Source organism: Dyadobacter sp. HNCC25DJ187, from assembly GCF_056895255.1.
Map to the genome: position 1 here is coordinate 2,539,362 of NZ_JBXHAT010000001.1, position 23,270 is coordinate 2,562,631.

Here is a 23,270-nt window from a genome sequence, read left to right on the forward strand (position 1 = left end):
ATTGCATAAAATGTCCGTTTGTCTGCATAACGGTAAAATCATAAATGATTTGTCCAGTTTACCATGCAGCACTCAGGACTACCCTGCAAAGCATTATATCCTAATCCCTAACATAACTTATCTATTATCGTGAAAAGTAAACCTTTTCTTCTTCACCTTGCCATATTCTTCATTTTAAGCAGCATGCTATCAGTCTCTTCCGCCAGATCATTGGACGGTGGAAAGCTGTTGGGGAAAATTGTTGAAGCATCCAACAGTGAAGGTGTCAGTTTTGCCACCGTTGCTCTTCTGGCTTCCAAAGACTCATCACTCGCATTCGGTGCCGTGGCTGATCTGGATGGTATATTCACCATTACGAGCGTAAAACCGGGCAAGTATATCCTACGTGTAACGAACATCGGCTTTGAAACGCTTTATATGCCGGGAGTTAATGTTGCCACAGAAGCCAATGTACTGGATCTCGGCACAATCAAAATGAGTTCAGCTGCTCAAAGACTGAATGAAGTAACGGTTACAGCTGAAAAAAGTATGATCGTTGACGACATAGATAAAAAAGTCATAAATATTGGTCAGGACCTGCTTGCCTCAAGCAACAGCGTAAGTGATCTCATGGAAAAACTTCCTGCGGTATCACTGGATGAAAACGGAAATCCCCAGGTTAGAGGAAAAGGCAACGTAGTGGTACTGATCGACGGGAAACCATCTAACTTATATGGCAATGATCTGCCAACGATTCTACAGTCTTTCCCTGCCAATCTTATAGAACGCATTGAAGTAATGACAACTCCTTCCGCAAAATATGAGGGAGAAGGCGCTTCCGGAGTTATTGATATCATCACTAAAAAAATAAAAATACGTGGAACAAACGGAAGTACCCGACTTAGTTTAGGAAACAAGAATAACCATAGTGCTTCGGGTAACATCAATTACAAGGCTGGCAAATTCGGACTGACAACTGCCTTGAATGCCCAGTCGACCAATCGCTACAATAAGCGTACTTTGAGCAGAGAAAACTTTATTTCAGAAGTACCAACATTTCTTGAACAAACCGGAACGGGTAATAACAATAATAAAAGCGTATTCGGGCGGGTTGGCATCAATTATGACTTCGATAGTAAAAATACACTTGAAGTAGGTGTGAATTATTCGCGTAACCGAAACGGGAATAAATCTGACATACTTAATCGCACTACATTAACTGACGGGTCTGTTCTGGAAGAATTTACCAGAATCAATAATGGCAGCGGTAATGGTGAAAGTATGAACATGAGTCTCGACTACCGCAAAAAATTCAGTAAAGAAAACCAGGCATTCTCCTTTACAGCCAACTATTCATTAGGCAGCTCAGATAATGACTCCTATTTCGATCAGGAAAGCAACATAGACAGCCTTGACAGGTTTCAGAAAAACCTGAGAGATAATCAACGTAAATCTCTTTTTCTGAATTCTGATTACACATGGCCAATCTCGGCAAAAGGCACACTTGAAATGGGGATCCGTTCAAGGCTCAGTTCCAACGACAATGTAAATGGATTCTACAATCTGAATCAGGAAACGCAGCAATTTGAGTTCAGTTCTGCTCTGAGTAATGTATTTTCTTACAAAGACCAGACTTACACGGGTTTTATGACATTCAGCCAAAAATCTGGTTTATGGGGAGTTCGTGCTGGTGTTCGTCTTACTGATTACAATCAAAATATCAATCAGGTAAATATTAATCAATCTTTCAATGTCCATTTCCTGACACTGATTCCGTCTCTGGCATTGACCAGAAAATTGAATGATGCTTCCCAGTTCAAACTAAACTACAGCCGGAGAGTACAACGTCCGGAAGCAAACTGGCTGAATCCTTTCACTGACCTATCAGATCCACGCAACGTACAAACAGGAAATCCTGAACTAAGACCTGAATTTACGCATAAAGCCGAACTCGGCTATTCCAACTACGAGACCGCAGGAGGTTGGGGACCTTCATTATTTATGGACTATTCCGACAATGCCATCACACGTATCAGAACAATTGACGAGAACGGAGTTTCTCTTACACGTTATGACAATGTAGGAAGAGAAATGTCGTATGGAGTAGAAACCGATTTTTCTAAAACAGTATGGGAAATTCTTAAGATCAACGGAAGCGGCCGCGTATTCAGAACAGAGGTAGTTTCTCAAATGGCACAAATCGACAACCGTACCTGGAGCTATTCCGGAAATCTCAACGCTTTTATAAAACTTCCTATGGACTTCCGTGCATCAGCTTATATTAATTATGAAGGTCCGAGAGCTATAGCGCAGGGAACACGTGAAGGCGTATTCATCGCCAATATGGGGATTAGAAAGGATGTTCTGGAAAAAAAAGCCACAGTTTCATTTAATATTCAGGATGTATTTCTGTCCAGAGCATATAAGAGTCAGTTGAGTACAGCTACTTATTCTCAAAATTCGCTATGGCAACAGACCAATAGACTTGTCAACCTTAGTTTTAACTACAGATTTGGTAAAATATCTACCGGAAACGGCAGTGGAGCCTAGACACATGACTATCTCTGTATTTTACTGCTATTATTATATAAAAAAAGAGAATGCTTTCATGGCATTCTCTTTTTTGTTACCTCACTACTCATAATAAGTCACCGATAATTACTTATTTCTATATTTAACTCACCAGGTCAATTGATGTTATGTTGTAGCTTTACTTTTACACAGGGTATAATGGAACAATTTTTGTCACAGATATCGATAACGTTAACAAAAGTTAAGATAATCATGTTTTTTTAAACTTTGTGCAATTCCGGTACTCTAAAAAAAGGTTTTGGAAATGACTTCCTATGCCGCAATTCGTATTACTATTGTACAAATTCATTAAAAACACAATTAACATGAAAAAGCTTTTTAGTATTGCAGCAGCTCTGCTCATGATACATACATTCTCATTCGGGCAAAAATTGCCAGCGGATTCTATTTTTGCCAACTATTATAAGGCAACCGGCGGAATCGAATTATGGAATGGTGTAAAATCTTACACGCTTAAACGCAACTACACATCGGCATCCGCCGCTCCTTTTGAGGCAAATGTATCCGTGTCGATTCCTGATCAGTCCATTTACAAGTCAAAAGTGATCATGAGACGTAATTTTGAGTATGGAGTAAAACCCAACGAAGGGTGGATTAAAGTTCCTATTGGTAACAAAATAGATGTGAAGGATCTTAGTCAGGCAGAACAGGAAAATATGAGATCGGAAATCTATGAGAATCTTGCTTCTTTCAAGGATTATCAAAAAAGAGGGTTCATTGCAACAACTGTAGGTACAGAAGCAGTAAATGGTGTGACGACCAACCATGTTGAAATGCAGGGAAAAGGAGTAAAATACAACCTTTATTTCGATGCAGCCACAGGTTTGCTTGTTCGTCAGCGAGAGACTATAGGTGGAATCGAAACGATATCAACCTACTCTAATTACACGAAGTCGGCATATGGAATAAGTTATCCGACAAAGATTGTGCAGGTGAATAGTTCAGACAAAAAGCCTGTTACAGTTACATCCAGTTTAGCTGTAAATCAATCTATTGCGCCTGAGGTATTCAAGCGCTAGTTTATAAAACAATATAAAACTTTATTGCTGGATAGTTATCTCAATCATAACTATCCAGTTTTTTTAGCTTAACAAGTTTGCAAATTGCCCGGTACGAATACATGTATCAGGTTTAACTCTAAGGAATGAAAAAGGTATTAAAAGTTTTGGCGGTCATTCTCCTGACGATATTAATTCTGATAGGTGTTCTTATATGGGGTATTCAGACTCCCGCCGGACAAAATTTCCTGACTGACCAAGCCAATTCCTACCTTAGAAAAAAACTTAAAACGAATCTGAACATAGAAAAGGTGCGTTTCGATGTACCCGACTGGATCATGCTGGAAGGTGTCTATTTTGCCGACCAAAAAGGTGATACACTATTATATGGAAAGAGACTGTACGTTGATATTGACATGTACAGCTTAATCAAAGGTAATATCGGAGTAAACAAAGTAGAGTTAGAAGGTATCACAGCAAATATTTATCGCACACTTCCCGATACCGTTTTTAATTTTCAGTTTATAGCAGATGCCTTCGCCGGCTCTGATGAACCTACCCCGGTGGATACTACCTCTAAGCCGATAGAAATGCGGTTGGATATGATATCACTTAAAAATGTGCAGTTATCATATCGGGATGCTGTTATAGGAACTGATGCTGAAGCTAAAATTGATTCTGCTTCAGTACAATTCGACAAGTTTAACCCATCCCTGTCACAATATCATCCAACTAAAGTAACACTACTAAACAGCGGGGCAAAGCTCAGAATGTATGCCGCTCTTCAAACAGATACAACTACTACTCCAACCAATCCCGCCGATTCACTTGATCTCAAACTGGGAGATATAGATATTCGACAGTTCGACTGGGTATTTACGGATGAAACCTCAGGGCTCAAGAATGGTGTGACCGTGGGCAAACTGGAAGGAAGGGTTAAAACGATCTATATGGGCAGCCAGCAGGTAGATATAGACGCTATCAATCTGGAGAACATGACTGCCTATGCTGAATTTGCAAAAAAGGCAACAAGTGGTGCCAAAAAAGTAGGCAACGAAATTGATAAAGCTACAACCACGCCCGAAGAAGCAGCTAAAACTTCCGGAGAAGCACCTGGCTGGAATGTGAAAGTAGGAAGTATCAATCTGGTTAATAACAATCTGCGCTACGATGACTTCAATTCGCCCAGTATTCCAAAAGGACTGGACTATGCACACCTTGACATCAAAAATCTGAACATTGCCCTGGAAGAATTTATTTTCTCACCGGAAAACATTGCAGGTGCTTTAAAATCAGGATCGTTTAGAGATAAAAGTGGGTTTAGAATCGATGAATTCAGGACTAACTTTGCCTATGGCAGCCAACAAACCTACTTAAAAAACCTCCTCCTAAAGACCCCTAATACCACACTACGGGATGAGCTTGTACTTCGATATAATAATTTAGATCAGCTCACCAATGACATTGCCAAAGTAAAGATCAGGCTTAAACTCACGGATAGCCGCGTAGCTTTTGCAGATTTGCTGATGCTTGCACCAGATCTTGCCACAACTCCGCCTTTCAGCAAAGAGCCTAACGGCGTGCTGAAAGGAAGTGGACTTGTAACAGGTTCCGTTGACGACATGCTTATTTCAAAAGCAAAATTCAGTATGCTTGATGGCACTGTTTTAAATCTTGATGGAAGAATAAGAGGACTACCTGATGCTGACAAGCTCGCCATGGATGTAACTATCGGAGAGCTATCTTCCACAAAACAGGATTTACTTAAAATGATGCCTGACAGCGCGCTACCCGCATCCATTGAACTGCCTGAAACCATTAATATTTCGGGAAAAATAAATGGGTCAATGGCGAACCTGTCTATGAACACGACAATAAATACGTCTTTTGGAGTAGGCACTTTTGCCGGAAATCTGAAAAACATTACGGATAGCATCAGGGCTGAATATGACGGCACACTTAGCTTCCAGGACTTCGATTTGGGTAAGTTGATGAAGCAACCACCCGAGGAAATGGGTAAACTTACACTTACAACAGATTTCAATGGTGTAGGATATGATCCCAAAACCATGATGGCCAACTTGAACGGAACAATTCAGAGTGCCGATTTGAAGGGATATGTCTATAAAAACTTAACGCTCAGGGCTAGCGTTGACAAAGGTTTGGCTGGAATTACAGCGAATATGGATGATCGTAACATCAAAGTCAGTGTAGACGGACAGGCTGATTTATCCAAAGAATTTCCGTCAGTTAGAGGGGATGTGAATATCAACCACCTTGACCTGACTGCCCTGAATCTGTATGCCGATTCTTTACAGATTAAAGGAGATATTAAGGTAGATATGCCCTCAACCAATCCGGAAAATCCACTTGGAAGTGTCAATATCGCAGACCTTGTTCTTACCCACCACAACAAACCAGTTGGGATTTCAGAAATCGCCATGAGCCTGACAGATTCGAGTGGTCAGCGACAAGCGATCATCGACTCGCCTTTCCTGAAAGCAAGAATGGAAGGTGAATTTGTATATACAGAACTGGCCGATGTCCTTTTCACTGAAATAGGTAAGAACTTTAAAGCGCCTAACCTCACCTATAACGAGATTACAAAGCCCACCAATTTCACATTGGACGCAACAGTCATAAATCACCCGGTATTTAAAATTGTTGCCCCTAAGCTGACCGACCTTAATCCGATTCGTTTCCAGGCCAAAGTTGATAACCAGCAGGATTCATCAATTGTAGCAACACTGAATATCCCTGTTGTAGAATTTGATAGTATCCGTACGGAAAGAATTAATCTTAAATTCAGTAACCTACAGCAAAACGCTTCACTAAATACCACCATCGGGTTAGTGAATACAGGGGGATTCCGTATGCAGAATGCTTCTTTGGAAAGCGATATTGTCAACAACGATATCAAATTTGACTTTACCGTCAGAGACTCAGTACTTGCAGAACAGCACGCGTTGAAAGGAGATTTACTCGTGGCTGACAATAAATACAGACTTAATCTACGTGATAATCTATTGCTTAATTACCGCAATTGGGAAACTGATACTTCCGGATATGTACAATATGCTACGGACAGCCTTTACATCAATAATCTGGTGATCAGAGACGGAAAGCAATCACTTAAAATCAACTCAACTACACCTGAGCCGAATAGCCCGCTCGATGTCGAGATCAATGACATTGAAATTGGGCCCATGATCGCCATCGCAACACGCGATTCAACCATGGCTACAGGATTACTAAAAGGAAAAATACTTTTAAGTGATTATATGACTTCACCTGTTTATACCGGTGAGCTTACCATTGACAACCTGGCAGCCATGCAGATTCCGGTGGGTAATCTGAGTTTGAAGTCAACCAATGAAACAGAAAATCTGATTCGGGTAGCCATGGCACTGGTAAGTGATAAAAATGACATTCGTATAGGCGGAAGCTACAACCTCCAGGACGAAAATAATGCCCTGAATTTCAACATGGATCTGAAGAAGCTAAGCGGAGAAACTGTTGAGGCATTCAGCTTTGGTCAGTTACAGAAAGCAACTGGTAATCTTACCGGGTCAGCAAAAATAACGGGGTCTGCCTCTTCACCGAAACTTAATGGTGCAGTAAACTTCGACAATGTGGCCTTCAACGTTGCGCAGCTTGGTTCGAGATACTCTTTGAACAATCAGAAGATTAACTTCAATGGGCAGAATATTAATTTTAACAATTTTGTTATTGCCGATTCTCTGAAACAGGAAATGAAAATCAACGGTAATGTCAATATTGCGACTTTGCCGGATGTAGGTTACAATCTGACCATTGGTGCCAAGAATTTCACAGTTCTGAACTCTACCCAGAAACAAAATGAAATGTTCTTTGGTAAAGCTACAATTGATGCAAATCTTACTGTGAAAGGGAAAGGAAGTAAATCTGTTGTAGATGGAAATGTGAAGGTCGATCCGGGTAGCGATATTACCTTCGTCATGATTAATGAAGCAACGGAAACAGGTGATGCCAGCAAAGGTATCATTCAGTTTGTGGACATGAGTGATTCAACTCAGGTTGCAAAAGCAGATTCAGCAATTGCGCAACCGATTATGGTTGATTTTGCTTCTGAAATAACACTGGATATTGATGTAGATGATAAGTCTGAGTTTAAGGTAGTAATCGACGAACTCAACGGCGACAATATTCAACTCAAAGGAAATGCCAAACTCAACACGGGAATTGCACCTAACGGCCAGCTATATCTGATCGGTGCTTACGACGTGAGTGAAGGATCTTATGACCTTACACTACAGATTCTTAAAAGGCAGTTTAAAATTGCTAAAGGCAGCAGCCTCATTTGGACCGGGGATCCTATGAAGGCAGACTTGAACATTACTGCTGTGTACGAGGTAATGGTGGATCCGGGTTCAATTGATAACAATTACAAAGGAGACAGAAAAATACCTATCGATGTGCAGATCATCATCACCGGAAACCTGTCGTCTCCAAGTATCGTATTTAACGTGGTACCGAATGAAGAGGTGAGCCAGAATGTACAGAGAGATATTACTTCTCAAACATTCTGGAATGATATGAAAAACAGCCCTTCAGAAATGAACAAGCAGGCATTTTCACTTCTGATTACCAACCGATTTATTACTGATCAGGCTTCTTCCGGATTCAATATTGGTTCAAGTGCTGAAGCGATAGCGAGGCAGAGTGTAAGCCAGCTTTTAAGTGACCAGTTAAACAACCTGGCTTCAGACTTAGTAAAAGGGGTAAATCTGGATCTTGATCTGAATTCTTCGACTGATCAGGCGGCTGGTGCCCGCACCGACTTAAACGTTGGTCTTAGTAAGGCATTTATGGGTGATCGGCTTAAAATATCGGTGGGCAAAAACTTTGAACTTGAAAGCAAGAGCCAGACGCCGAGTTCATCACAGGTTTTTGACAACATCGCACTTGATTACTCCCTGAGCAAAGATGGACGTTATCTTTTCCGCGGTTACCGGAAAAATCAATATCAATCTATTCTTGAAGGTTTCATTATCGAAACAGGTGTTAGTTTTATTGTGACGGCAGACTACGATTTGTTCCGTGAAATATTCCAAAAGCAGAAAAATGAGAATTAGTATATTAGCCTTCTTTGTTATTTGTATTGCGTTGAGCAGCTGTTCGGTTCAAAAATATGTACCGGAAGGGCAAAGTCTCTATGTAGGAAATAATGTAAAAGTACAACCTGATACAATTACTAAGCCGAACGTCTCCGGTTTGGCTAGCGGGCTTGAATCCATCATCAAACCTACGCCTAATAAAACACTGTTCGGCTTTCCATGGAAAGTCTGGTTTCATTATTTCATCGGTGAACCCAAAAATGAAGGAGGCCTGAAAAGTTGGTTCAGAGACAAATTAGGCGAGCCCCCTGTATTTGCAACGCAACGTTTGCTGGATATCAATGCCGCCAATATGGTAGGTTATATGGACAATGAAGGTTACTACCGGTCATCTGCTAAGGGTAATCTGAAAGTTTCGAAAAAAAGGACTGCAACTGCTGAATATGAAGCCTATGTAATGCCAAGGTATTTCATCAATGAGATCCGGTACGTGGTGCCGAATAGCTCCACATTTAACAAAGACCTCATTGAAGCCAGGAAAAAAACTTATCTGCGAAAAGGAGATCCTATCCGTCTGGACATTGTGGAAGCAGAAAGAACGCGTATTGATCAGGAATTAAAGGGAAAGGGATACTATTATTTTAATCCTGACTATCTCATTGCAAAGGTGGATTCTACTATAGGAAGACAGGATTCTACTTTAGGTCCGCAACAGGTAAATATTTATCTAGAAGTAAAAAAAGAGACAGCTCAAACCGCTCTTAAGCAATATTACATCAATAACATTTTTGTAAATACAGGAACGAAAGAGACAGAAACTACCGATAGTATGGCTATACGGCAGCCGCTTCGGAGAGGAATCAATGTGACAGACCCAGGCAGGCTTTATAAACGAAGAATTTTTTATGATGCTATAGGCTTCAGAAAAGGTGATTTGTATACCAATAGAATGCATGACGTTTCGGTAAGAAGACTTGTCAATTTCCAGAATTTCAAATTTGTAAAAAATACTTTTGAGCTGGTTCCAAGATCTGACTCTGCATTACTGGATGTACGTTACGATCTGGCTCCGATGAAGAAAAAATCGTTACAGACCACGATAAGTGCCAGCACCAAGTCCAATAATCTTGGTGGGATGGAATTAGCCTTGAACTGGAAAAACCGCAACTTTTTCAAAGGTGCGGAAATCCTCAGTCTCAGTGCGTATTATGGTTTTGACTTGCAACTGGGTGGCAACAGAGTTGAAAACCCAAACAGAGTAGGAAACGAATTTATCAGGTATGGTGCCCAGGCGAGCTTATCCTTTCCTCGTTTCGTGATTCCCTTTTCGAGAATACGACCTGAAAAAAGTGAAATTTTGCCTAAAACCATATTGGCCCTGAACTATGAGAACAGGGTACAAAGAGGATTTTTTACGTCGACCTCTATTCGGGCTGACTGGTCGTATGTATGGAGCAAAAACTCCAGGCTGGAGCATACTTTAACGCCTATTGCTATCAACTATGTAATGCCGAGTAATGTAAACACTGAATTATTAGGAAACATTGCCGAGATACTTCCGCCACTTGAAGTTGACAGATATTACAGATTAGTGGATCAGAAATTCCTTATTATGGGTTCCAACTATAATGTAACTTTCAGACCACAAACCAGGCCATTCAGTAAAAATCAGTTTGTGCTGATTGGAGGCTTGGATTGGGGAGGAAATCTTTTAAGTTTACTCGGAAAAAAAGACTCTGCTGACTTGACCGGAGCCAAAAGCTTCTTAGGTGCTCCTATACTTCAGTTTGCCAAATTTGACGGTGAAGTACGCTATTTCAGAACCATCAATTCCAGAGTCAAATGGGCCAACCGCTTTGTCGCAGGTGTCGGGATTCCATATGGTAATTCAAGAAATATGCAATTACCGCAATTCAAGCAGTACTTCGGTGGTGGTAGTGTAGGGTTACGTGCTTTCCGGGCACGCGCCTTAGGTCCTGGTGCATACAATTCAGACACGGCAACAGTGAGATTATTAGGTTACAACTCTTTCGGCGATATCCGTCTTGAATTCAACACGGAAGTCAGGATGAAATTCACGGATATTATCAATGGTGCTGTCTTTGTAGATGCCGGTAATATCTGGTCTTATAAGGGGGATGCTGGTCAGGGATACGGGCCTGAGTCTGTTTTTGATAAAAGCACTTTCCTGAATCAGGTAGCTGTTGGTGGAGGTTTAGGTCTTCGCTTGGACTTCTCATTCCTTATATTCCGCCTGGATCTGGCTACACCATTCCGTAAACCCTGGTATACCAATACACCAGTAGCATCCGATCCGGACGCTCCTTTTGATCCGGATGCTCCGGTCGTTTATAAAAATCCATGGGTATTTAAAGAAATCAATTTCGGAAGCCGCGCGTGGAGAAGAGAAAACCTGATATTGAATATTGCTGTGGGATTACCATTCTAATCCCTTAAACACGCTCCTGGTCCCTTAAACACGCTCCTGGTTGATTTCCTGACAGAGCTCTACCAGGAGCCCATTCGCTGATTGAGGATGTAAAAAGCAAACCAGTTTATTATCTGCTCCCCGCTTTGGCACATCATTTAATAAGACAAAACCTTCTTTTGTTAGTCTTTCCATTTCAGCAAGAATATCATCTACCTCGTAGGCAATATGATGAAATCCTTCTCCTTTCTTTTCTATAAATCTGGCAATAACACCATCAGGGTCCGTCGACTGCAGAAGTTCTATCTTCATATCCTTTACCCTGAGAAACGAAGCGAATACCGATTCTGAGGTAACCGTCTCTCGCTTATAAGGCTGCACATTAAAAAGGCGTGAATACAATTTTTCAGACCTGTCCAGATCCTTAACCGCTATGCCGATATGTTCAATGTGCAGCAGCATATTTACTTACGGTTATCCCCTCCACCCACCATACTCAGATAGCTTTCATATCTGCTGAATGCAATGTTACCTTCCTGAACAGCATCTTTCACAGCACATCCGGGTTCATTGATATGCTGACAGTTGTTAAAACGACATTCATTCAGCAGGCTTCTCATTTCTGGGAAATAATGGCTTATTTCTTCAGGTTTCATATCTGCCAGACCCAATTCCTTGATCCCCGGCGAATCAATGATAAATGTATCCTTTTCTAATTCGAACATTTCAGCAAATGTTGTGGTATGTACCCCTTTATTCGCAAATGTTGATACTTCCTGTGTCTTGATAGAAAGACCCGGCGAGATCGCGTTTACCAACGTAGACTTACCAACACCGGAATGACCTGAAAACAGAGATACTTTTCCTTTCAGCAAGTCTTTCAACTCCTGTACACCTTGATAATGTAATGCATCCGTAGCCAGACAGGTATATCCCAGGCCATCGTATAAATCCATGAGTTGCTGCTGAAAATCGCGTATATCCTCATTCAGCAAATCTTGTTTATTAAATACAATTACACCGGGAATACGGAACGATTCAATGGCGACAAGGAACCTGTCTATAAAACCAAGCGATGTACGAGGAAAAATCAATGTTGCAATTAAAATGGCCTGATCTACATTAGCAGCAAGCAAATGTGCATGCGCTGTCTTATGCACAGAGCTCCGTATTACATAATTTTCCCGAGGCAATATTTCATGAATAATGCCGAAATTTTCCGTTTCATTTTCAACTTCAAACATCACATAATCACCTACAGCCAATGGATTAGTAACTTTCAGTCCCAAATTTTTAAATTTCCCTTTGAGCCTGCATTGCCATATATGTGCATCACTGGTATCTCTTACCTCATACCAGGAACCTGTCGACCGTAATACCAATCCTTTTTGTAACTGCATTCTTTCAATTCAATTTTAAGCAATTACGAATATAGCAGAAGTTTGAGCTTATCAGGAATCCGTGAGAATAAAAAACATTCTTCATGACCGTATATAGTAGTTTTCACTAGGGATGTGTCTTTTCTCACAGTCTTGACTATCTTATAAAACACGTGTCCCCCCTCGTATTGGTAAATGCGGGAAGAGCCAATTGTTATATAAGAGATCATCTATCTCTCAAGGTGTTGCTAAATCGTTTTATTTATGTAATTATCATATTAAATTTATTAAACATGATGATTATTAAGAAATATTAATAATAGCAGTATATTTAATGAATGAAAATGATTTGTGTAACCGTTTATGAACCTAATTGCTGAGGAAGCAAATTCCGTAATAGATATTCGTAAGAACCGTGTCAGAAGCAACCTGTTGCTTCACCTGTATAACTCTGGTGACACGTCAATTAATAAAATGGCACGTATGTTCCATGCCAGCATTCCATCTGCAACGGGTATCGTCAATGAATTGATACGTGATGGATGGATTGTTGAAGCTGGTACTGGCCCTGCCAGAGCAGGCAGGCCGCCCGTGTTATACGGCTTGAACCCTGACAAATATCTGACACTGATCATGGATATCAACCGCCATGATACACAGTTCGTTATTTTTAATTTACACAACAAGCTAATCACCAAACGAAAAGTTGACATCAGACTGGATGATTCAGCGGAGTTTTTAGAGACACTCTTCGAAGCTGCACACGACTTTTTGAGTTTCAATAATATATCGATCTCCAGCTTATGGGGTATTGGCTTGGCCATGCCCGGGTTGATCAATTCATTACATGGCATTAACCTGACTTACCCGAATCTTACTCCGGGTGGCACCTCACTGTCTGGTTATATAGGAGCTCACTTTAATCTGCCCACTTATCTTTTCAATGATACGAAAGCAACCACTATTGGTGAACATCGGTTTGGCTTTGCTGTAAATAAATCGCAGGTACTCACCATTAATATTGACTGGGGAGTTGGTTTAGGCATTATTGTAAATGGAGAGGTGTTTCATGGCACTTCGGGTTTTGCAGGAGAACTCGGGCACATTCAGGTTAAACCTGACGGTATGCTATGTCATTGTGGAAAAATAGGATGCCTTGACACCGTTTCATCGGCGATGGCGCTGATCAGGCAGGCAAAGGAAGAAATACAGAACGGGCGAGCTACAATTCTTTCTCAAATTGTTGACAATGATCTTAATAAACTGGACACATCACATATCATTGAAGCGGTCCACTCCGGTGATGAACTATCTATTGATCTGTTAAGTGTGGTGGGTACTGAGCTGGGAAAAGGACTGGCTACTGCTGTACACTTATTCAATCCTGAAGTAATTATTGTAGGGGGAATGCTCGCAGAGGCCGGACCATTCATATCCAATCCGATAGAGCAGGCAATCAATAAGTATTGTCTCTCCGACTTCAAAAATTCGTTATCCATTCATATTTCCAAACTGGGCGCTAATGCACGTTTATTCGGAACACAAGCATATCTGTTTGAACATCTGATTACAAGAGAATTTTCCAATTAAGATTTTAAGGTTGATAACAGGCAATGTTTGTCTGCTATCAACCTAGTTTTTTTATCACTTCTGTCATCACAACGCTTGTTGCTCCCACTCGATTCTCTACATATTTACGACTGATATCCCCTACTGATACGCTCACCTGCGTATCGTACCACTTCTGAATCAATATTGTTACCTGACCCGCATCAGCCACAGCTACAGCGCCACCCTCTGCAATAAGTTCCTTGGCTTCCTGAAATTTATGATAGCCTTTGTTTCCGAACATGACCGGCAGACCAAATGTGGCCGCCTCCAGGATATTGTGCAAACCGTTGCCAAAAGATCCTCCGATGTAAGCCATTGTTCCATATCTGTAAAGTGAAGATAGCATACCAATATTATCAATAAACAGATAGTCAGCATCTGTGTTTATTCCTTTTACAAATTCAGAATGAAGAACAGAACTGCCGTTTAACTCTTTACGCCAATTCGCTATTTCGTCCATCTTGATTTCATGAGGAGCGATAATCATTTTCAGACGTTTACCCAGCGTATTAACAGCTGGAATCAACACCTGCATATCTGACTCCCATGCTGATCCTGCAACAAGACAAGGTAATCCATTTACAAACTCTGCCATTTGAGGCAATTCTCTGGCTTGGCCGGCAATAGCAGAAACCCGATCAAACCTGGTATCACCTGCAACAGAGCAATTCGGAATCCGTATACTTTGCAACAGCCTTACCGATTCTTCATTCTGTACAAAAATGTGATCAAAGTAATTAAGCAGATTTCTGTAAAAACTGCCATACCATTTAAAAAAAAACTGATTCTGACGAAAAATCGCAGAAAATGAGTAAACAGATCTGTCTTCCTTTTTTAGTTCTTTCAGATAGTTATACCAGAATTCATATTTTATAAAAAAGGTAATACGTGGATTTATGATACGTATAAATTCCCGGGCGTTCGCCTTTGTATCATGAGGAAGGTAACAGATATAATCTGCACCTGAATAGTTTTTTCTTACTTCATACCCTGAAGGAGAAAAGAAAGTCAGTACTATAAAGTAGTCAGGATAATTTGCTCTAAAAGCTTCCATAACCGGTCTTCCCTGCTCAAACTCTCCCAATGAAGCAGCATGAAACCATACAACCGATCTTCCATTTGCAAGTCCCGCAAATGACTGATCCAACCTGGAAAGTAAATTTGCCCTGCCTTCTACACCTTTTCGGATCTTACCGCTGAATGATGAAGCTATATGCATCCCCAGCTGAAGTATGAGAATGAAAAACTGATACAAAAATGCTGTCAATGGATTGATGATTTGATGTAGCCAAAAAATTAATGACCTTAGATACAGGTAATATTTTTCGGATAATATTTAAGTGTTAAACTTTGTAAAGATCTTACGAAGATTTTTATTGTTAACAATAAGAACATAAATGTACAAAAAACCGTTAAACTGGTGGCGGAGCGGTGAGTATATATCAATAATTAGTATATTCACCCTCTTTACTTTGTATTGCTAATAGTCACTGAGATATACAACTATATGATTCGTGTTAGACTTTTACTTACTTCATTAGCCCTGATCGTTGTATCAATGGATTTGTATGCTCAGCGGAAACCAAAGATTGAAGATAACGAAGATACTTACAGAACTTTTACATCTGCCGGACTCACCACGAACACTAATTCCGGAATTCTGGGCGGATTTGTCTTCAGACAATCATCAGCCTTATCGTCAAAATTGTTTGGGAAAAACCAATACCGCTATCTGGCAGTTGAACTCGTCAATGTCAAACATCCTAAGGAGTTGGCAGAGCAGAATTTCACTACCGGTTCCCGAATTATATATGGTAAGCGGAATTACCTTTTTGCTCTCCGACCCGAGTACGGACGAGAAATTACACTATTCAACAGACACGAAGACGAAGGGATTTCTATCAGTGCTATTTTCGCAGCAGGACCTACTCTTGGTCTTGAAAAACCATATGTACAACAGTTAAGAAGTGCCAATGGCGCTGTTGAGAACCGTGTTTTAGGTTTTTTCCAGGGTTTTGGTCAGACAAAAGTAATTCCAGGTGCACATATTAAGGCTGCGCTAAGCTTTGAACTCAGTGCATTCAGGGAAAGTGTAACTGGTGTTGAAATCGGTTTTTTGGGTGAAGCGTTTACCAGAAGGCCAGAGCTTATGTTTTTTGCAGAAAACAAGAGTGTTTTCACATCGGGCTATCTGACACTATACTTTGGCAGCAAAAAGAAATAATTTGAAGTACCTAACCGACTAGGGACACTAACTCTATGTCAGTATTTATATAACCATGATTGAATTACCAGTTATTCCTTCGGAACGTAAAAAAAGACCCGATTGGTTGAGAGTGAAGCTTCCGGCCGGGCCTGAATTCCGGAAAGTTCGCCAGTTGGTGGACAATTACAAGTTACATACCATATGTGAGAGTGGCAGCTGCCCGAATATGGGCGAGTGCTGGGGTGCAGGAACCGCTACATTTATGATATTAGGAAATGTATGTACGCGTAGCTGCAGTTTTTGTGCAGTAGCAACAGGTCGTCCTAATGAGTATGATGCCGATGAACCACGCCGCGTGGCTGAAGCGATCAAATTGATGCAAGTAAAACATGCTGTACTCACTTCTGTAAACAGAGATGAACTGAAGGATCGCGGAGCAGAAATATGGTATCAGACCGTTGTTCAGGTAAAACAAAATACACCGGAGACAACAATTGAAACGCTGATTCCTGACGTAAAAAACAATTGGGATGCACTGATCCGTATGATCGAAGGCGGACAGGAAGTTGTTTCTCACAACATGGAGACGGTGGAGCGCTTATATCGTTCAGTACGTCCTCAGGCGAAATATGCACGAAGTCTTGAGCAGATCAAACGGACCAAAGCGTATGGTCAGCGTACCAAATCAGGTATCATGCTCGGACTTGGAGAAACGCAGGATGAAGTTTACAAAGCAATTGATGATCTGGTAGAAAATGGCCTGGACATCCTTACGCTGGGACAATATCTTCAACCGACTAAAATGCACCATGAAGTAATCGAATGGATTACGCCCGAAATGTTCGACAATTACCGGGAAGAAGGACTCAAGCGGGGTCTTAAATATGTTGAATCGGGACCACTGGTAAGATCCAGCTACCATGCTGAGAGACACGTAAATGTGCCCATCTGATTTCTGACAAACCTTATGTTAAAGCCTTGCTTCTTTCCGGAAGCAAGGCTTTATATTTTTTTGCTTTTTGAAAAGGCTAAATTACAAATAGGAAGCCAACAACTTTTCCAAATATAAAATTTGGTTAATTTCTTAAAAAAATTCAATTTTACAACTCAAACTGTCTGAGTGAAGAAACAGCACTTGACAGCTTATAACATCTTAAAAATTCAATTTTTATGCCATATTTATTTACCTCGGAGTCCGTTTCCGAAGGACATCCCGATAAAATTGCAGATCAGATATCAGATGCTTTAATTGATAACTTCCTGGCTTGGGATACTAATAGTAAAGTTGCTTGCGAAACGCTTGTAACAACAGGACAAGTTGTGTTGGCCGGTGAAGTAAAAACCAATACATATCTGGATGTACAAAAAATCACGCGCGAGGTAATTAAGAAAATTGGTTACACGAAAAGTGAATATATGTTTGAAGCCAATTCATGTGGTATTCTTTCCGCTATTCATGATCAGAGTGAAGATATCAATCAGGGTGTTGACCGTGCTGCAGCAGGACAGAGCTTTGAAGACAAGGCCAATGCACAAGGAGCTGGTGATCAGGGAATGATGTTTGGCTACGCAACCCGTGAAACCGAGAACTATATGCCACTTGCCCTGGATCTTGCACACAAGATTCTCCAGGAAATGTCATATATCAGAAATAACGAGCCCCAACTGATCTCATACCTACGCCCGGATGCTAAATCGCAGGTAACGATCGAGTACAGCGATGACAATGTGCCTCTCCGTATTGACACCATAGTCGTTTCTACTCAGCACGATGATTTCGATACAGAGGAAAACATGCTGGCAAAAATCAAAGAAGATGTTATCAACATCGTTATTGCCCGTGTAAAAGAAAAATTGTCTCCTGAAATCCAGGCGCTGTTCACAGAAGACATTACACATCATATCAATCCTACCGGAAAATTTGTAATTGGTGGGCCACATGGTGATACAGGTCTTACCGGCCGTAAGATCATCGTAGATACATATGGTGGAAAAGGAGCACACGGTGGTGGTGCTTTCTCTGGTAAGGATCCTTCCAAAGTAGATAGATCGGCTGCTTATGCAACACGTCATATAGCTAAAAATATGGTGGCTTCCGGACTATGCGATGAGGTGTTAGTTCAGGTTTCATATGCAATTGGTGTTGCAAAGCCATGCGGATTGTATGTTAATACTTACGGAACAGCCAAAGTATCTGATCATGACGGCGCTATCGCTGAGAAGATCGGCGAGATTTTTGACATGCGTCCATATGCAATCGAACAAAGACTGAAATTACGTAATCCGATCTATTCTGAAACGGCTGCTTACGGACACATGGGACGTAAGAATGAGATTGTGAAAAAATCTTTCAGAGCCGCCAACGGAGAAGAAAAGGAAGTGGAAGTAGAACTTTTCACTTGGGAAAAACTTGATTTTGCAGATCAGATCAAAGCCAAATTTAGTCTGTAAAAATTACGAAACTATACGTTCCAAAGTAGGCCGATAAATGTCGGCCTACTTTTTTTATGGCTATTTCCAGATTTTCATAATATTATTGGGATTTATAGGTAAATTATAAAATAACTTACTGACCGAATAAAATTAATATATACTTTTGGCTAATAAATCGAGGCCGAAACCGTTTCAGTATAGGTTGAAAGAAGAAAATCTTCTTGTTGGCTTCCTACATTTGCCACTCATATATGCAGTATCAGAAGATTAAATTTTCTAACAAAGACAAGTCAAGTTTTTTTCCCGTCCTTCGCCAAAGAGTTGATCAACACTTTTCATCCAATGATATTTGTAAATCCGGTGGAAAAGGCATTCAATACAAGGCTTTGTTCATGTTGGGTCTTTATTTGATTCCTTACGCATTAATTCTTTCCGGAAATTTTTCAAATCTTGTGAATCTCGGATTAACCATTGTCATGGGCTTGGGTGTGGCCGGCGTGGGTATGTCAGTGATGCATGATGCAATTCACGGCTCGCTGTCTACGTCAAAGATTTTGAACAAATTCTTCGGGGCATCCATCTATCTGCTCGGCGGCAATGCATATAACTGGGAAGTGCAACATAACAGACTGCATCATACCTACACGAATATTCATGAAGTAGATGAGGATATCACAGGAAAATTCCTGCTACGATTATCTTTTCAGGAAAAGTACAAGTCGATCCACCGTTTTCAGCATATATATGCCTTCTTTCTTTACAGTCTGATGACCATCTCATTTTTATGGAAAGACTTTAAGGAAATTTCCTTGTTCAATAAGATGTCTGAATCAGGCATGACCAAGCGTTTCCCTGGAAAAGAACTTGTCATTCTCATTATCAGCAAGATAGCTTACGTATTATTTATATTTGCACTACCGATGTATTTCCTTCCTATTACTTTCGGGCAGTGGGTTATCGGATTTCTGGCTATGCACTTTACATCAGGACTTATATTGAGTACAGTATTTCAAATGGCGCACGTTGTGGAAGGCGTGCATCAGCCGACACCCGATCATACAGGTGGTTTGGAAAATGCCTGGGCAGTACATCAACTTCAGACAACATCAAATTTTGCAGGAAAAAACAGACTTTTATCGTGGTATATAGGAGGATTGGACTATCAGATAGAGCACCATTTATTCCCTTCTATTTCCCATATTCATTATCATGAAATCTCTCCCATAGTACGGGCAACAGCACAGGAATTCGGATACGAATACAATGCCAAAACTGACTTTATATCGGCTCTTGGTTCACACGTCCGCATGCTTCGGAGTATGGGATATCCTTTTCCTCCGGCAGTATTTGCTCCTCAACAAGAAGTGGCTGTTCCTGCTTAAATGACGAGTTTCTAAACGAATATCAGTACGAGTTAAAACAATTTTGAAAGTGAGATGGCAGCTACTCCGCCATCTCACTTTCTTTTGCAATACGATCAATCATTTTCATATTGTCGTAATTCTTTTCTCTTGACAGAAATGTATAAATCGCCGGAATCACATAAAGCGTAAGAACGAGCGAGAACAAAAGTCCCCCCATAATGACGATACCCATCGACATCCGGCTTCGACCAGCAGATCCCAACGCCATGGCAATAGGCAATGCACCTAAAACGGTAGCCAGACTTGTCATCAATATAGGTCTGAACCGCAAGGTCGCAGCTTCCAAGGCAGCTTCCCGGATTCCCATCCCTTTTTCTCTGAGCTGATTCGCGAATTCTACGATCAGGATTCCGTTTTTGGTCACCAGCCCTATGAGCATGATCATGCCGATCTGACTGAATATATTGAGTGTCTGATCAAAAAACCAAAGTGAAAATACTGCTCCGCCAATGGCCAGCGGTACCGTAATCATAATAATGAACGGATCTATAAAACTTTCAAACTGCGCTGCCAGGATAAAGTATATCAGGATGAGTGCCAGAAAAAATGAGAACATCGTATTGGACGAACTTTCGGCATAATCTCTGGAAGATCCGCTTAATGCAGTCTGTATCGATTCATCTTTCAGCTTGTCCCTGATTCTGTCCATAGCCGCTATTCCGTCTCCAATCGTTTTCCCCGGAGCAAGTGCTGCCTGCACAGTCGCACTCATATAACGGTTATAATGAAAAAGTTGCGGAGGACTGCTTTCTTCTTCGGCCTTCACGATATTATCCAATTGAACCATACTTCCGTTGCTGGTTCGTACGAACATACTTTTCAAATCCAGCGGCTCATCCCGATTCATTCTGTCGTACTGTCCGATCACCTGATATTGACGACCGTTCATAGTGAAATAACCAAACCGTTGTCCGGCAAAGGCAAGCTGCATGGTTTGAGCGACATCCTGAACCGATACTCCCAAAGATTTGGCCTTCTCCCGATCAATAGAAATCTGCAGCTCCGGCTTACTAAATTTTAGATTTACATCTGTAATAGCGAAAGTCGGATCATTGGCTGCCTCTTCCATAAATTTCGGCAAATATTCTCTCAGCTTTTCAAAATCCGGTGCTTGTAATACATATTGAATAGGCAGTCCACCACGCGAATCCACTGAAATCGTCTGTTGCTGTACCACAAATGATTTGGCATCGGGCATTTGTTTGAGTTTGCTATTGACGTAATCCGCAATCTCTTGCTGAGTTTCCACTCTGTTCTTTTTATCTACCAACGCAATACGTCCACTCCCGGTATTGGCCGCACCCAACCCTGAGTTACCGGGAGATGTTATGAGCATCAGTCCTTTTCTTCCGGGCATGGAATCCATCAGCATGTTGCCAACCTGCTGTACATAGCGATCTGTGAACTCAAATGATGAGCCTTCAGGCGCAGTCATATTGATCCTGAACCAGTTCCGGTCATCAAGGGGAGCAAGCTCAGATTGCAGGTTTTTTCCAAAGAAATAAATCATCCCAAGCGTAACACCTACCAAAGGAAGCGCCATCCATCTCATTTTGAGAAACTGCGCCAGCGCTGCTCCGTAGCTTTCAGTAATACGAACGAAAAAAGGCTCAGTCTTTTCGTAAAACCAACTCTTTTTATCGTTTTTACGCACCAGATAAGCATTCAGCATAGGAGTTAGCGTAAGCGATACGAAAGCGGAAATTAATACAGCCGCCGAGATCACGATACCAAACTCTCTGAAAAGCTTACCTACAAAGCCCTGCATAAAAATTACAGGAAGAAACACCGATGCCAGCGTGATAGAAGTAGAGATGACTGCAAACATAATCTCATTTGCTCCTTTAATGGCAGCTTCAACAGGTTTCATTCCTTCCTCAATTTTTTTGAAGATATTCTCAGTCACCACAATCCCATCATCTACAACAAGACCGGTGGCAAGTACAATGGCAAGTAATGTGAGTACATTGATCGAAAAGCCCATAATATACATCACAAAGAAAGTTCCGATCAGCGAAACGGGTATATCAATAAGCGGTCGGAATGCAATAAGCCAATCTCTGAAAAAAAGATATATAATCAACACCACCAGTACGATGGCAATTAATAAAGTCTCTCCCACCTCTTCGATGGAACGCTCTACAAATATGGTGTTGTCAATCAGCGTATCGAGCTCATAATCTTTGGGCAGTTCCTTTTTAATTTCTGCCATCCGCTTATTTACTTCTTCTGCAATGTTGATGTAGTTGGCTCCGGGCATAGGCGATATAGCCAGACCAATCATTGGAATATTATTGAGACGCAGAATAGTCTCCTCATTCTCCGGACCTAGCTGAGCAAACCCGATATCTCTCAAATGGATTGTTTGCGTGGTGGCGTTTTTAACGATCATATCATTAAAATCTTCAACAGTACGGAAACGCCCAATCGTTTTCACAGTCAGTTCTGTGTTATCTCCTGCCAGTTTCCCGCTCGGCAGTTCCACATTTTCTTTATCCAAAGCAGCTTTCACATCCTGAGTCGTAATGCCCAGTGATGCCATTTTGATAGGATCCATCCATATCCGCATGGAGTATTTTTTCTGACCAAAAATGCGGATTTCACTGACGCCTTCGATCGTCTGCAGGCGTTGTGCAATTACATTTTCTGCATAATCACTTACCTCAAGATGAGACCGGGTATCGCTTTTGAACGTCAGTACAATAATTGGTTCAGAATTAGCATCCGCTTTACTTACCACCGGAGGACCATCAATATCCAAAGGCAGCGTGCGCGACGCAGATCCAACTTTGTCTCTTACATCGTTGGCAGCACGCTCCATATTCACACCAATATCAAATTCGACAGTGATCTGACTTGTTCCCTGGCTACTTGTTGAATTAATCGACTTGATTCCTTCAATACTGTTCAACTGTTTTTCTAGCGGTTCGGTAATCTGCGATTCAATAATATCAGCATTAGCACCGGTGTAGCTGGTACGAATCGAAACCACCGGTGGGTCTATTGACGGGAATTCCCGCATTCCTAGATAAGTGTAACCCAAAAAGCCAAACAAGATGATGAGCAGATTCATCACGATGGCCAATACCGGGCGTTTGATAGAAAGTGTTGATATACTCATTTT

Annotated in this window: 13 protein-coding genes; 9 read left to right on the forward strand and 4 right to left on the reverse strand. The window is 41.2% G+C overall.

Annotation, left to right across the window (positions count from 1 at the left end):
* Positions 1-129 precede the first annotated feature (129 nt).
* The 4 genes from AC1XUE_RS10630 (at position 130) to tamL (ending at position 11,114) form a co-directional block, all read left to right on the forward strand.
* Positions 130-2,529 (forward strand): TonB-dependent receptor, encoded by a 2,400-nt coding sequence (locus tag AC1XUE_RS10630; protein ID WP_483355910.1) that lies wholly within the window; start codon positions 130-132, stop codon positions 2,527-2,529.
* Between the two features lie 347 nt (positions 2,530-2,876).
* Positions 2,877-3,590: a hypothetical protein gene (locus tag AC1XUE_RS10635; protein ID WP_483355911.1), complete on the forward strand. Its 714-nt coding sequence runs from the start codon at positions 2,877-2,879 to the stop codon at positions 3,588-3,590.
* Positions 3,591-3,715: 125 nt separating this feature from the next.
* Positions 3,716-8,683, forward strand: coding sequence for a translocation/assembly module TamB domain-containing protein (locus AC1XUE_RS10640; protein ID WP_483355912.1), 4,968 nt, complete (start codon positions 3,716-3,718; stop codon positions 8,681-8,683).
* Positions 8,673-11,114 (forward strand): translocation and assembly module lipoprotein TamL, encoded by a 2,442-nt coding sequence (gene tamL, locus AC1XUE_RS10645; protein ID WP_483355913.1) that lies wholly within the window; start codon positions 8,673-8,675, stop codon positions 11,112-11,114. The genes AC1XUE_RS10640 and tamL overlap by 11 nt, the downstream gene beginning before the upstream one ends.
* Positions 11,115-11,138: 24 nt before the next feature.
* On the opposite strand, the gene mce is transcribed toward tamL, so the two are convergent.
* Together mce and rsgA are read right to left on the reverse strand one after the other, a co-directional pair.
* Positions 11,139-11,555 carry a methylmalonyl-CoA epimerase gene (mce, locus tag AC1XUE_RS10650; protein WP_483355914.1) on the reverse strand — a complete coding sequence of 139 codons (417 nt, stop codon included), beginning with the start codon at positions 11,553-11,555 and terminating at the stop codon, positions 11,139-11,141.
* Between the two features lie 2 nt (positions 11,556-11,557).
* Positions 11,558-12,493: a ribosome small subunit-dependent GTPase A gene (gene rsgA / locus AC1XUE_RS10655; protein ID WP_483355915.1), complete on the reverse strand. Its 936-nt coding sequence runs from the start codon at positions 12,491-12,493 to the stop codon at positions 11,558-11,560.
* A 342-nt stretch (positions 12,494-12,835) separates the two neighbouring features.
* On the opposite strand from rsgA, the gene AC1XUE_RS10660 reads away from it, so the two are divergent.
* Positions 12,836-14,062, forward strand: coding sequence for an ROK family transcriptional regulator (locus tag AC1XUE_RS10660; protein WP_483355916.1), 1,227 nt, complete (start codon positions 12,836-12,838; stop codon positions 14,060-14,062).
* Positions 14,063-14,099: 37 nt separating this feature from the next.
* Here AC1XUE_RS10660 and AC1XUE_RS10665 read toward each other — a convergent pair whose 3' ends face one another.
* Positions 14,100-15,350, reverse strand: coding sequence for a 3-deoxy-D-manno-octulosonic acid transferase (locus tag AC1XUE_RS10665; RefSeq protein ID WP_483355917.1), 1,251 nt, complete (start codon positions 15,348-15,350; stop codon positions 14,100-14,102).
* A 240-nt stretch (positions 15,351-15,590) separates the two neighbouring features.
* Here AC1XUE_RS10665 and AC1XUE_RS10670 point away from each other — a divergent pair, with 240 nt between their 5' ends.
* From AC1XUE_RS10670 to AC1XUE_RS10685, 4 genes are all read left to right on the forward strand, one after another.
* Entirely contained in the window at positions 15,591-16,307 is a 717-nt protein-coding gene (locus tag AC1XUE_RS10670; RefSeq protein ID WP_483355918.1) for a hypothetical protein, read from the forward strand.
* 55 nt (positions 16,308-16,362) lie between these two features.
* Positions 16,363-17,241 carry a lipoyl synthase gene (lipA, locus tag AC1XUE_RS10675; protein WP_483355919.1) on the forward strand — a complete coding sequence of 293 codons (879 nt, stop codon included), beginning with the start codon at positions 16,363-16,365 and terminating at the stop codon, positions 17,239-17,241.
* Positions 17,242-17,459: 218 nt separating this feature from the next.
* The gene (metK, locus tag AC1XUE_RS10680) at positions 17,460-18,740 is read left to right on the forward strand and encodes a methionine adenosyltransferase (RefSeq protein ID WP_483355920.1); all 1,281 of its coding nucleotides are present in this window, start codon (positions 17,460-17,462) and stop codon (positions 18,738-18,740) included.
* Between the two features lie 233 nt (positions 18,741-18,973).
* Complete coding sequence (locus AC1XUE_RS10685) at positions 18,974-20,104, forward strand: fatty acid desaturase family protein (protein ID WP_483355921.1); 1,131 nt, start codon at positions 18,974-18,976, stop codon at positions 20,102-20,104.
* A 61-nt stretch (positions 20,105-20,165) separates the two neighbouring features.
* Here AC1XUE_RS10685 and AC1XUE_RS10690 read toward each other — a convergent pair whose 3' ends face one another.
* Positions 20,166-23,267, reverse strand: coding sequence for an efflux RND transporter permease subunit (locus AC1XUE_RS10690; RefSeq protein ID WP_483355922.1), 3,102 nt, complete (start codon positions 23,265-23,267; stop codon positions 20,166-20,168).
* Between the last annotated feature and the right edge of the window lie 3 nt (positions 23,268-23,270).